Origin of the sequence: Shinella zoogloeoides, from assembly GCF_033705735.1 — a bacterium.
Taxonomy (GTDB): Bacteria; Pseudomonadota; Alphaproteobacteria; order Rhizobiales; family Rhizobiaceae; genus Shinella; species Shinella zoogloeoides_A.
Genome location: NZ_CP131130.1, coordinates 2,253,933 through 2,266,505 on the forward strand (window position 1 = coordinate 2,253,933; position 12,573 = coordinate 2,266,505).

At 64.3% G+C, this 12,573-nt stretch carries 13 protein-coding genes; 2 read left to right on the top strand and 11 right to left on the bottom strand.

Annotated features, from left to right (window positions below; all coding sequences use genetic code 11):
* Nucleotides 1–15: 15 nt before the first annotated feature.
* A complete protein-coding gene (locus tag ShzoTeo12_RS11350; protein ID WP_318909767.1) occupies nucleotides 16–3,327 on the top strand; it encodes an efflux RND transporter permease subunit in 3,312 nt (1,103 codons plus the stop codon).
* Between the two features lie 152 nt (nucleotides 3,328–3,479).
* Nucleotides 3,480–4,163 (top strand): Crp/Fnr family transcriptional regulator, encoded by a 684-nt coding sequence (locus ShzoTeo12_RS11355; protein ID WP_318909768.1) that lies wholly within the window; start codon nucleotides 3,480–3,482, stop codon nucleotides 4,161–4,163.
* Between the two features lie 115 nt (nucleotides 4,164–4,278).
* Here ShzoTeo12_RS11355 and ShzoTeo12_RS11360 read toward each other — a convergent pair whose 3' ends face one another.
* From ShzoTeo12_RS11360 to ShzoTeo12_RS11410, 11 genes are all read right to left on the bottom strand, one after another.
* Complete coding sequence (locus ShzoTeo12_RS11360; protein WP_318909769.1) at nucleotides 4,279–4,914, bottom strand: Urease operon accessory protein; 636 nt, start codon at nucleotides 4,912–4,914, stop codon at nucleotides 4,279–4,281.
* Nucleotides 4,915–4,924: 10 nt separating this feature from the next.
* Nucleotides 4,925–5,350 carry a lysozyme inhibitor LprI family protein gene (locus ShzoTeo12_RS11365; protein ID WP_318909770.1) on the bottom strand — a complete coding sequence of 142 codons (426 nt, stop codon included), beginning with the start codon at nucleotides 5,348–5,350 and terminating at the stop codon, nucleotides 4,925–4,927.
* Between the two features lie 170 nt (nucleotides 5,351–5,520).
* A complete protein-coding gene (locus tag ShzoTeo12_RS11370; RefSeq protein WP_318909771.1) occupies nucleotides 5,521–5,775 on the bottom strand; it encodes a DUF1272 domain-containing protein in 255 nt (84 codons plus the stop codon).
* Nucleotides 5,776–5,779: 4 nt separating this feature from the next.
* A complete protein-coding gene (locus ShzoTeo12_RS11375; protein WP_318909772.1) occupies nucleotides 5,780–5,950 on the bottom strand; it encodes an urease subunit gamma in 171 nt (56 codons plus the stop codon).
* 285 nt (nucleotides 5,951–6,235) lie between these two features.
* Complete coding sequence (locus ShzoTeo12_RS11380) at nucleotides 6,236–7,354, bottom strand: branched-chain amino acid ABC transporter substrate-binding protein (RefSeq protein WP_119256832.1); 1,119 nt, start codon at nucleotides 7,352–7,354, stop codon at nucleotides 6,236–6,238.
* A 108-nt stretch (nucleotides 7,355–7,462) separates the two neighbouring features.
* Nucleotides 7,463–7,807: a DUF6867 family protein gene (locus ShzoTeo12_RS11385; RefSeq protein WP_119256831.1), complete on the bottom strand. Its 345-nt coding sequence runs from the start codon at nucleotides 7,805–7,807 to the stop codon at nucleotides 7,463–7,465.
* 26 nt (nucleotides 7,808–7,833) lie between these two features.
* Nucleotides 7,834–8,559, bottom strand: coding sequence for an ABC transporter ATP-binding protein (locus tag ShzoTeo12_RS11390; RefSeq protein ID WP_119256830.1), 726 nt, complete (start codon nucleotides 8,557–8,559; stop codon nucleotides 7,834–7,836).
* A complete protein-coding gene (locus ShzoTeo12_RS11395; RefSeq protein WP_119256829.1) occupies nucleotides 8,556–9,455 on the bottom strand; it encodes an ABC transporter ATP-binding protein in 900 nt (299 codons plus the stop codon). The genes ShzoTeo12_RS11390 and ShzoTeo12_RS11395 overlap by 4 nt, the downstream gene beginning before the upstream one ends.
* Complete coding sequence (gene livM, locus ShzoTeo12_RS11400; RefSeq protein WP_318909773.1) at nucleotides 9,455–10,846, bottom strand: high-affinity branched-chain amino acid ABC transporter permease LivM; 1,392 nt, start codon at nucleotides 10,844–10,846, stop codon at nucleotides 9,455–9,457. The genes ShzoTeo12_RS11395 and livM overlap by 1 nt, the downstream gene beginning before the upstream one ends.
* Before the next feature lie 3 nt (nucleotides 10,847–10,849).
* On the bottom strand, nucleotides 10,850–11,752 hold the full coding sequence (locus ShzoTeo12_RS11405) for a branched-chain amino acid ABC transporter permease (protein WP_318909774.1): 903 nt from the start codon (nucleotides 11,750–11,752) through the stop codon (nucleotides 10,850–10,852).
* Between the two features lie 266 nt (nucleotides 11,753–12,018).
* Nucleotides 12,019–12,573, bottom strand: a complete 555-nt coding sequence (locus tag ShzoTeo12_RS11410; protein WP_318909775.1) for a sarcosine oxidase subunit gamma — start codon at nucleotides 12,571–12,573, stop codon at nucleotides 12,019–12,021.

The following is a 12,573-nucleotide window of genomic DNA, read 5'->3' on the forward strand; positions in this document are numbered from 1 at the left end:
GAGGATTTTGGGGACATGAATTTTTCAGCCTGGTCCATTCGCAACCCGATTGCGCCGCTGCTCGCGTTTTTCCTGCTGCTCTATGTCGGCATCCAGTCATTCTATTCGCTGCCGATCACGCGGTTCCCCAATATCGACGTGCCCGTCGTCGCCATTTCCGTGACCCAGAGCGGCGCCGCACCGGCCGAGCTCGAGGTGCAGGTCACCAAGGAGATCGAGGACGCGGTCGCCGGCATCGAGGGCGTCAAGGACATCATGTCCACCGTCACCGACGGCAGCTCCGTCACCTCGGTGCTCTTCGAAATCGAGAAGCCGACCAACCAGGCGCTGCAGGACGTCAAGGACGCGATCGACCGCATCCGCAGCGACCTGCCGGCCTCCATCGAGGAGCCGGTCGTCACCAAGATCGACGTCGAGGGCCAGGCGATCCAGACCTTCGCCGTCTCCTCGCCCAACATGACGCTGGAAGAGCTGTCCTGGTTCGTCGACGACAAGGTCAAGCGCGCACTGCAGGGCCAGCCCGGCATCGGCAAGATCGACCGCTTCGGCGGCGCCGACCGCGAGGTGCGCGTCGACCTCAACCCCGACAAGCTGGAATCCTTCGGCGTCTCCGCCGCCGACGTGAACCGGCAGATCCGCAGCATGAATGCGGATGCCGGCTCCGGTCGCGGCCAGATCGCCGGCGCCGAACAGGCGATCCGCACGCTGGGCGACGCCCGCTCGGTGGAAAAGCTCACCAACACGATGATCGCGCTGCCGAACGGCCGCTTCGTGCGGCTCTCCGAGCTCGGCAAGATCACCGACACCTATGAGGAACCCCGTTCCTTCTCGCGCTTCAACGGCACCCCGGTCGTGACCTTCGCGGTCTTCCGCTCCAAGGGCGCCAGCGAGGTGACGGTGGCCGAATCCGTCGCCAAATCGCTCGAAAAGGTGCGCACGCAATATCCGAACGTCTCCATCGAGATGGTCGACGATTCCGTCTACTTCACCTACGGCAACTACGAGGCGGCGCTTCACACGCTGATGGAGGGCGCGCTGCTCGCCGTCATCGTGGTGTTCCTCTTCCTGCGCAACTGGCGGGCGACGCTGATTTCCGCGGTGGCGCTGCCGCTGTCGGCGATCCCCACCTTCTTCGTCATGGACCTGCTCGGCTTCTCGCTGAACCTCGTCTCGTTCCTGGCGCTGACGCTGGCGACCGGCATCCTCGTCGACGACGCCATCGTGGAGATCGAGAACATCGCACGGCATATCCGCATGGGCAAGACGCCCTACCGGGCCGCCATCGAGGCCGCCGACGAGATCGGCCTTGCCGTCATCGCGACGACCTTCACCATCATCGCGGTCTTCGTGCCGGTCTCCTTCATGCCGGGCATTCCGGGCCAGTATTTCATCCAGTTCGGCCTGACGGTCGCCGTCGCCGTGTTCTTCTCGCTCATGGTGGCGCGCCTCATCACGCCCGTCATGGCGGCCTATCTCATGCGCTCCGGCGATGCGGACGGCCACGGCGAGGAGAAGGAAGGCGCCTTCATGCGCTTCTACACCTGGCTCGTCAGCAAGACGACGAGCAGGTGGTATGCCCGCTATGCGACGCTGCTTGCGGCCATCGCCTTCCTCGTCGCCTCCGTCGCCCTGCTCTCCACCGTGCCCGGCAGCTTCCTGCCGCCGGAAGACGCCTCGCGCGTCGTGCTCTCGGTCGAGCTTCCGCCCGATGCCATGCTGGACGACACCGACCGCACCACGACGCAGATCTACGACCGCATCAAGAACATCGACGGGGTGCAGAGCGTCTTCGTGCTCGGCGGCTCCTCGCCGAAGGGCGACCTGGAACTGCGCCGCGCCTCCGTCACCGTCATCCTCGACAAGCTGGAACATTCGCTCACCCACAAACTGGTGAACGACGTGCTGGGCCGCATCCCCTTCATCGGCCCGTACCTGCCGAAGATGGAGGCCAAGGGCCGGCTGCGGCCGCAGTGGGATATCGAGAAGGAGCTCTTCGCGACCCTGCACGACATACCAGACGTGCGCATCATCAAGCTCAACGACCGCGGCGAGCGCGACCTTGCCTTCAACCTGCTCTCCAACGACGAGGCAGCCCTCAACGACACCGTCGCGGTGCTGGAATCCAGGCTGCGCGCCGATCCGCTGCTCGCCAATATCAGCTCGGAAGGCTCGCTGCCGCGGCCGGAGCTGCAGATCCGCCCGCGCGACGACCAGATGGCCCGCTTCGGCATCACCACGGCGCAGATCGCCGAGATCGTGCGCGTCGCCACCATCGGCGATATCGACTCCCAGCTCAGCAAGGTCTCGCTCGACGACCGCCTCATTCCGATCCGCGTTCAGGTCGACCGCAGCTTCCGCACCGACCTCGCCGCCATCCGCAACCTGAAGATCCAGACGGCGGCCGGCCAGTTCGTGCCGCTCTCCTCGGTCGCCGATATCGACTATTCGGAAGGCCCGAGCTCGGTGAAGCGGCATGACCGCAACCGCGTCGTCTCCATCGGCTCCGACCTCAGGCAGGGCGTCGCCCTCGACACGGCGACCGCCCGCTTCAAGGAGATCGCCTCCGGCATCGACATGCCGCCGACCGTCCAGTTCGCCGAAAGCGGCGATGCGGAGGTGCAGGCGGAGATGCAGCAGTCCTTCGGCAACGCCATGCTGCTCGGCCTGCTCCTGGTGCTGATGGTGCTGATCCTGCTCTTCAAGGACGTGATCCAGCCCTTCACCATCATCCTCTCGCTGCCGCTCGCCATCGGCGGCGTGGCGGCGGGCCTCATCCTGACGCAGAACGCGCTTTCCATGCCCGTCCTCATCGGCATCCTGATGCTGATGGGCATCGTGACGAAGAACGCCATCCTGCTGGTCGACTTCGCCATCGAGATGATGCACCACGGCATGGAGCGCGTGCACGCGATGATCGAGGCCGGCCGCAAGCGCGCCCGTCCGATCGTCATGACCTCCATCGCCATGTCGGCGGGCATGCTGCCCTCGGCGCTCGGCGTCGGCGAAGGCGGCTCGTTCCGCTCGCCCATGGCGATCGCGGTGATCGGCGGCATCATCGTCTCGACCGTGCTCTCGCTCGTCGTCGTGCCATCCTTCTTCCTCATCATGGACGACGTCTCGCGCTTCCTCGGCTGGCTCTTCGGCCGCTTCGTCGGCCGGAAGGACGACGAGCAGCTCGCCATGAAGCCGGAAGACCTCACCCGCCTTGCCGACCAGACCGCCCGCGACGTCGCCGATCTCGAAAAGCGGATCGACACGCTCGAAAGGAAGAACGGCGAGCGCAAACCCTTCAGCGTGGTGCATCACTCGCCGCTCGCGGCCGAATAGGCGCCACCCATCGAAATAAAACGGCCGGCCCTCGCAAAAGCGGGCCGGCCGTTTTCGTTGTTTGATCGAAATCAAGCAAGCCTGGCCGATCCTCGACTATCGTTCTTCCATCCAAGACCACAGGATGCCTGCGGGAGCCCGGAGTGAGATCGATGAACAGGCTGATGAAACCCGGTGCACGGGAACGCGAAACGCTGCTGAACGCCGGCCTTCTTTCCATGCTCGGCGTGGAGAGCGTCGCGGCGATGATGGAGATCGCGGTGATCGGCAACCTGCCGGCGCGCCAGATGCTGTTCCGCGAGGGCGAGCCCGCCGACATGCTGCATTGCGTGCTCTCGGGCTATATCCGCGTCTACAAGCTCGACCCCGACGGGCGTGAGGCCGACGTGGAGCTCTACGGTCCCGGCGACGTGGTGGGCGCCAGCGTCGTGCTGGAAGGCGGACGCTATCCGGCCACCGCGCAGGCGGCGGAACCGTCGCTCATCGCCCGCTTCGACCTGAAGCGCGTGCGCGACATTGCCGCCCGCCGGCCCGATCTTGCCATGGCGCTGGCCACAACCCTTTCCAGCCAGCTCGGCCGGGCCTTCGCAAGCCTTTCCGACGACCGGCTGCACACCGCGCCGCAACGCGTCGCGCGCTACCTGCTCTCCCATTGCTCGGTGGACGGCAAGCCTTCCAGCTTCCGCCTGCCCTACCAGAAGAGCCTGCTTGCCGGAAAGCTCGGCCTCGCGCCGGAAGCGCTTTCCCGCGCCTTCTCGCTGCTGCGCGGCCACGGCGTCAGCGTGCGCGGCCGCCTCGTCCATATAGGCGATCCCGAGGCATTGCGCCGCGTCTGATCAGAGCCCGCCCTCGACCCTGAGGACATCGACGATCCAGTCGACCGTCTCTGCGCTTCATGTCGAATTAGACGAAGAGGCGCACGCGCATGTGCCCGGCATCCTATAGACGGGATCAACTTCTCCAGCAGGCGGAGGGAGGATCGAGACGGTCGAGGCGGCCGGCGGCGATGCGGGCGTCCACCCAGCGCCGCTCGGCGGCGAAGGGATGCCACATCCAGCCCTCATGGCCGAAACCGGCAAGGGATACATGGTCGCCGGCCCCGGCCACGTTGTCGAGCACATGGGCGATGACGATAAGCCCGGAACTCGGCACCACATAGGGCGCCGGATCGAAGGCCCGGAGCGAGGCGACGACCGCGTGATGCACGGCGGCGGGGACGACCTTCAGGCGCCGGCCCGTCATCTCGGCGAAAGTGCGGAAACCGTCGGTATGGTCGTCGCAGAAATCGTCGAGGTCCGGGTGGCTTTCGGCAAGCGGCGCACGTAGCGCGGCGAAGACCTCCGAGGCGCGCACGCACCAGATTTCCCCGGTCTGCCGCACGGTCTCGCTCGCCTTCCATCGTCCGCCGGCAAGCATCTCCATCGCCGGGCGGCCGGTATTGCACACGGCGACGACGTCGGTCTTGCGGCCGCCGCGCCCCGCCGAGCGGCACCCGTTGAAGCGGATCACCATATCCGCGGCGTCGATCGTTCCGGCCACCCCGTCCGGAATGTCGCCGTTGCCGACGATGACGATCCTGCGCGACACCGATGCCCCCTCAGTTTTCCTGCTCGTAGACGGCTTTCAGTTCCTCGGTGCGCTTGCGCGTGAGGTCGGCAAGACAACCGAAAACCAGCAGCGGCTCCATGGAGCCGCCGCGCGCCTCGAAACCGGCAAGCTCGCACTGGCCGTCGCGATAGCCGATCCATGCGCGCTGGGCGCTCTTCAGCGCGTTGACGGCGCCGACATATTGCTCGCCCATGCCGCGGGCGTCCGCGTCCATCGTCTGCGCCGCGGCCGTCGCCTTGCGATAGGCGACGTTGAGCGCCTTGTCGGCCTCCTCATAGTCGCGCCGGGCGCAAATGTTCATATCCGCCTGGGTCATGGCGTTGTCGCAATCGACCTCGGGCTCTTCCGCCTGCGCCATGGCGAAGGCGGATGAAAGGAGGAGTGCCGCGGACGCGAGAAGAAGGTGGCGACGCATCTCAGGGCCTCCCCATCATGCATGGACGCAAACCATGGATTTCCCGATTGCCGACAAAGGGGATGAGCCCGACCCTGCCGGTCCGGAGGAGATTGGAATGGTAGTGGCTGCCGACCTGGCCCGGCCGGTCGCCTTCGGCGGCGATGATTTCCCTCGGGATCATGTTTTCCTCATGCAGCTTCTGCCGGCCCGCAGCCTTCGGCTTTCAGGACCCGCTTGGTGGATGCCGGATATTTCGCAAGAAGCGCCGCCGGCCGGATCGGCCGGGGGACGAACTCGCCGCCGCAATTCGGGCAGACGCCGCCGAGGACACCCGCAACGCAATCCGCGCAGAACGTGCATTCGAAGGTGCAGATCATCGCCTCGCGGCTCTCCGGCGGAAGGTCGCGGTCACAGCATTCGCAGTTCGGTCTGATCTCGAGCATGGGCCTACCGTATCGGTTCGTGGACGGTCACGCGCTTCGTGCCGCCGAAAAAGGTCGCTTTCACCTGGACGTCGTGGATCATTCCGGGGATTCGCTCCATGGCCCGGTCGTGCGTCAGGACATGCGCACCCGCCTCGATCGGCAGTTCGTCCTTTTCACGGGATGTCAGGTTCATCGGCGACCCGTCGATTGTCCTCTAGAGATTCCCGATTTTCGGCACGCCAACGCCATCAAGCAAGTGCGAAATGCGGGGATGCAGCTTTTTCCGAGGACGAAGCCATCTTCGGCGATGACAGCACCATGTGCTTGTCCCGCCGGCTGCCGGAACCGATGCGGCGGCTCGCGCAAGTGACGGGGCACGCGCCCGGCCCCTCCGCCCACGAAAAAGCCCGGCGCGAAGGCCGGGCCGAAATCGAAGCGGTCGGGCGGCGTGCATGCGCCGCCCGTTCCGGAACGAGGACTATTCGTTCTGGGAGTAGGTGTACTTGCCGTCTTCACCCTTCTTCCAGGTGTACAGGACGTAGTCCGGACGGGTGATGTCACCCTTCTCGTCGAAGCTCAGTTCGCCGATGACGGTCTTGAACGGACCCTTCGACTTCAGGGCTTCGGCCACGGCCTGCGGGTCGTTGCCGCCGGCTGCCGCTGCGGCCTGCGCGATGACCTGAACGGCCGCGTAAGCGTAGAGCGTGTAGGCTTCCGGCTCGAAACCGGCAGCGCGGAACTTCTCGACGAGCTCCTTGGCGGCGGGGTTCTTGCGCGGGTCCGGAGCGAAGGTCATCAGTGTGCCGTCGACGGCGTCGCCGGCGATCGAAGCCAGTTCGTTCGAAACGATACCGTCGCCCGAGATGAACTGGGCCTTCAGGCCCTGGTCGGCCGACTGGCGCTCGATAAGGCCGAACTCGGTGTGCAGGCCGCCCCAGTAGACGACCGTCACGCCGGCTTCCTTCATCTTGGCGATGAGGGCCGAGAAGTCCTTGTCGCCGACATTGACGCCTTCATAGAGGGTCTCCGTGACGCCGGCTTCGTTCATGAACTTCTTGGTTTCGTCGGCAAGGCCCTGACCGTAAGGCGTCTTGTCGTGCAGAACGGCAACCTTGGCGTCCTTGAAGTTGGCCGCGATGAAGGAGCCTGCCACGGAGCCCTGCTGGTCGTCACGACCGCAGGTACGGAACGTGTTCCACAGGCCGCGCTCCGTATAGGTCGGGCTGGTGGCCGCCGGCGAGACTTCCAGGATGCCGTTTTCGGCATAGACTTCCGAAGCCGGGATGGAAACGCCCGAGTTGAAGTGGCCGACAACGAACTTCACGCCGTCAGCGACGAACTTGTTGGCGACCGAAACGCCCTGCTTGGCGTCCGACACGTCGTCGCCGATCGAGACCTTGATCTGTTCGCCGTTGATGCCGCCGGCTGCGTTGAGGTCTGCGACCGCCTGCTCGGCGCCCTTCTGGATCTGCGCGCCGAAAGCGGCGTTGGGGCCCGTGATCGGAGCACCGATACCCAAAAGCACATCGGCCCAGGCGCTGCCGCTGAAAGCGACCATTGCAGCCAAAGCAACAGCCGACATGAGAGACTTCTTCATATTATTACTCCCAATTTGAAGCGGGTTGATTTCGACCGGGCGCAACACCCGCATTCATTGCGCCGGTATTTATTCCGCCGCCGAAGCCGGCTGCGGGGTTCCCTCTGATTATTTGGCTTTCCAGGAGAAGGGCGAGGCCTTTTCATAGAGCCAGTAGTAGTTGTTGGTCATCTGCCGCGTACGGTAGTAGCGGTAGCCGAGCGTAGCAAACAGCAAAAGCACGACGGTGTCCACGGCATAGTATTGCGGCGTGAGCATGGTGCCGTGGAAGAGCGCGTGGTGGATGAAGCGGATGCCGGCGCCGAGCAGCAGCACGTAGATGACGAGCGTGCCGTAGCTCTGCCAGTTCTCCGCAACGCTCTTGCCGGTGCGCCAGGCGGTCCAGCCGCCCATGATGACGGTGATGAAGAGGAACTGCCAGATCGACGGTTCTTCGTAGAGAATTCCCTGCATTGTCCTGTCTCCCCTGCCGGACCCGTCTAGTGCCTACCGCCTTCGAGATAGGCGGCGCGCACTTCCGGATTGGCCAGCAGTTCCTTGCCCGAACCGCTCATCGTCACCTGGCCGTTGACCATCACATAGGCCCGGTCGGAGAGCTTGAGGGCGGCGAAAGCGTTCTGCTCGACGAGGAACACGGTCAGGCCCTGTTCCTGGTTCAGCACCTTGATGGCGTCGAAGATGCCCTTGACGATCAGCGGCGCGAGGCCGAGCGAGGGTTCGTCGAGAAGCAGCAGCTTCGGACGGGCCATCAGCGCGCGGCCGATGGACAGCATCTGCTGCTCGCCGCCCGAAAGCGTGCCGCCGCGCTGGGCCTGGCGTTCCTTGAGGCGCGGGAAGAGCGTGAAGATCTTCTCCACGTCCTCGTTGAAATATTTCAGGTTGTCGAGGCTCGCCCCCATCTGGAGGTTCTCGAACACCGTCATGCGCGGGAAGATGCGGCGGCCTTCCGGCGACTGGGCGATGCGGCGGCGGGCGATCAGGTGCGTCGGCAGGCGCGTGATGTCCTCGCCGTCGAAGGTGACCGTACCGGCGCGGGCCTGCGGGCTGCCGCAGATCGTCATCATCAGGGTCGACTTGCCGGCGCCGTTGGCGCCGATCAGCGAGACGATCTCGCCCTTGTTGACCTCGACGTCGACACCGGCCAGTGCGCGGATATTGCCGTAATAGGTCTCCACGCCCTTCACGCTGAGAAGCGTATCGCTCATTCCTGCGATCCTCCCTCAGTGCTTTCGATCTCTTCGATTTCCTCGATCACCTCTTCGACCTCATCATCTTCGACACCGAGATAGGCCGCGATAACCTTCGGATCGTTCTTCACATGCTCCGGCGTGCCGTCGGAGATCTTCTGCCCGTATTCGAGCACGACCACATGGTCGGAGATCTCCATGACGACCGACATGTCGTGCTCGATGAGCAGGATCGACGTGCCGCTGTCCTTGCGGATGGAGCGCAGCAGTTCGTTGAGCGCGAGGGATTCGCGCGGGTTGAGGCCGGCCGCCGGCTCGTCGAGGCACAGGAACTCCGGCCCCGTGCACATGGCGCGGGCGATTTCCAGGCGCCGCTGCGCGCCATAGGGCAGGTCCCCCGCCGGGTCGTCGGCGCGCTCGATGAGGTCCGCCTTCTCCAGCCAGTGCTTGGCGACATCGATCGATTCCGCCGAAGCCTTCTTATAGGCCGGCAGGCCGAGGAGGCCGAGGATCGTGTAGCCCGAGGCCTTCATCAGCTTGTTGTGCTGGGCGACGAGCAGGTTCTCCAGCACGGTCAGGCCCGAGAAGAGCCGGATGTTCTGGAAGGTGCGCGCCACCTTGGCATCACGCGTGATCTCGAAATCCGCCATGCGCTCGAGGAGAAATTCCCTGCCCCCCTTCTGGCGCATGGTGATCATGCCCATGGTCGGCTTGTAGAAGCCGGTGACGCAGTTGAACACCGTGGTCTTGCCCGCGCCGTTGGGACCGATCAGCGCGGTGATCTCGCCGCGCTCGGCCTCGAAGGAGAAGTCGTTGATGGCCATCAGGCCGCCGAAGCGCATCGACAGATGCTCGACCTTGAGAATGGGATCTTTCGTCATCGTATGGGTCGCTGTATCCGTTCCGGGCGCCATCAGCCGTGCCCTTCCTTGGTGAAGCTGCCGGAGACGGCCTTGCGCTCCTTGAGGAAGGCGGTCGGCTCACGGCTTCCGACGAAGCCGCGCGGCTTCCAGACCATGACGGTGACCATGGCGAGGCCGAAGATCAGCATGCGGTAGAGTTCCGGGGTAAAGTCGGGCCCGAAGACCTGCTTGAGGAACTGCATCTCGCGCAGGAGTTCCGTGCCCCCGACCATCAGCGCCGCGGCGACGGCGATGCCGACCAGCGAGCCCATGCCGCCGAGAACCACGATGGCGAGGATGATCGCCGATTCGAGGAAGACGAAGCTTTCCGGCGAGACGAAGCCCTGGCGCACGGCGAAGAACGAGCCGGCGATACCGCCGAACATGGCGCCCGTGGCAAAGGCCGTCAGCTTGGTCGTCACCGTGTTGATGCCGAGCGAGCGGCAGGCGATCTCGTCCTCGCGCAGCGCTTCCCAGGCCCTGCCGATCGGCATGCGGCGCAGGCGGATCGTCACATAGGCGGTGAGCAGCGCCAGCGCCAGGATGAGATAGAACAGGAAGATCTTGTAATAGGCCGAGGACATCGGCAGACCGAAGGCCTTGGTGAAGTTGTTCGGCGCGGAAACGTCGAAGGACCAGATGCCGAAGACCGAGGCCTTGGGAATGCCCGAGACGCCGAAGGTGCCCTTGGTGACTTCCGTCCAGTTGATGAGGACGAGGCGGATGATCTCGCCGAAGGCGAGCGTCACGATGGCGAGGTAATCGCCCTTCAGGCGCAGCACCGGGAAGCCGAGGATTATGCCCCAGAAGGCCGCAAGGATGCCGGCCAGCGGCAGCAGGACCCAGAAGGACAGGCCGAAATACTGCGACAGCAGCGCATAGGAATAGGCGCCGACCGCATAGAAGGCGACGTAGCCGAGGTCGAGCAGGCCGGCGAGGCCGACGACGATGTTGAGGCCCCAGGCGAGCATCACGTAGATCAGGATCTGGATGCCGAAGTTATCGACCCATTTCAGCGAGCCCTGCACGCCGAAGATCGATATGGCGAGGAAAGGATAGATCAGCAGGAACGCAATGGCGATCTTGCTGAAGTTGCGCTTGAAGAAGCTCTCTTCGGCCTCCACGGCCGGCTTTGCCGCGGCGGCGGCCTTGCGGGCGGCCATCCAGGGACGCAGATAGGCGACGGTGAGGAAGCGGCCGACGGCGGCGACGATCACGAAGATCGCCAGCAGTCCCCAGCGCTGGTTGAGAACCAGCTCGTTGCGGATGTTCTGGGTGGTCTCGAGGCCGACGAAGAGGACGAAGAGGCCGAGCGAGACGAGGCCGGCGAAAAAGCCCTCGCGCAGAGCCCGCGCCGTCAGGTTCCCGCCGGCGCTCTCATTGGTATTCGAAATGTTGGACATGGATCAAACCTTCTCGACTTCCGGTCGTCCGAGAATGCCGGACGGCTTGAAGATCAGGACGATGGCGAGGATGGAGAACGTCGCGACGTCCTTGTAGTCGATGGTGAAGTATGCGGACCACAGGCTCTCGATGAGGCCGATCAGCATGCCGCCAAGCACGGCGCCCGGCAACGAGCCGATGCCACCCAGAACAGCAGCCGTGAAGGCCTTGACGCCCGGGATGAAGCCGTCGGTGAAGACGGTCACGCCATAATACATCAGGTACATGGTGCCGGCGACGGCGGCCAGCGACGCGCCCATGATGAAGGTTACGGAGATCGTCCGGTCGACGTCGATGCCGAGCAGCGCCGCCATCTTGCGGTCCTGCTCCGTGGCGCGCTGGGCGCGGCCGAGCGAGGTCTTGTTGACGATGTACCAGAAGGTCGTCAGCAGCACGATCGTCAGCACCATGATGATGATCTGCTTGAGCGAGATCGCGATGCCGAAGACGTTGTAGACCGAGGAAACCAGCGGCGGGATCGGCTTGTTGCGCGGACCCTGCGTGACCTGGATGAAGTTCGACAGCGCGATCGACATGCCGATCGCCGTGATCAGCGGCGCAAGGCGGAACGAGCCGCGCAGCGGCCGGTAGGCCACCTTCTCGATCGTCCAGTTCCACAGCGACGCCGTCAGCATCGCCGCGGCGATCATCACCAGCAGCAGGATGACGACCGGAAGGCCGGCGAACACGCTGGTCAGGATCAGGAAGGTGATGAGAGCGGCAAATCCGCCGAGCATGAAGATATCGCCATGGGCGAAGTTGATCATGCCGATGATGCCGTAAACCATGGTATAGCCAATGGCTATAAGCCCGTAGATCGAGCCAAGAGTCAGCCCGTTGACGAGCTGCTGCACGAAGTATTCCATATATATAATCCCCCGGATGCGGTTCCTGAAGGGCCGCATCTCTTTTTCTTACCGCTCATTTTAGAGCTTGTTCGACAAGGGGATTCCATACCGCTTTCGAGACAAAAGGGAAGCCCAAAATGCCCGGATCGACAATTTCTTTGGCCGGAAGCGTTAAATGGCGCGTTTAACGCCACGAAAACCAAAAATTCGGCAGCGAAATCGGCATTTTGCCCTCAAGGATGCGCAGAATCACGAGACGCCCGTTCCAATGTGGAACAGGCAACTCATCGCGTCGCGAAATCCACCGACAGATCGTGGCTGCGTGCCATGATCTTGAGATCGTCCACCAGCGCCCCGGCGAAGCTGCGCATCGCCACGAGATCGAAACGCGTCTCTCCGGTGCGGGCGAGATTGACGGAGAGGTGGTTGCACAGGACGTTCGCCGCGCGCCCGACAGGAAACGCGTCGATATGCAGATCGATGCCAATACCGTTTGCCAGGATGCGCGCGGCATCGGGACCCGAAAGCGTCACGGCCATCCGGCCGTGGCTCTGGTCGACGACATGGGCATGATCGCCGAGCCGGACGGCAAGCTCGGCGGCCAGCGTTTCCGGCGCATGCGCCTCCGACAGGACCAACCATTCGCCGGGGCCGGCAAAGCGTGCTTCGAACGCGCCGTCGGCGACGAGGATGCCGGCCGCCTCCGCCTTGCGGCCGGGCGCCGCCAGCACCACGGCAATCGCGAGCGCCCGGTGGACGGCGAGATGGTTGGCGCGCCGCGCGGAGATCGCGCCGATCGTGCCGTCGAGCGGATGAACCGCCTGATAATCGTAAGCCAT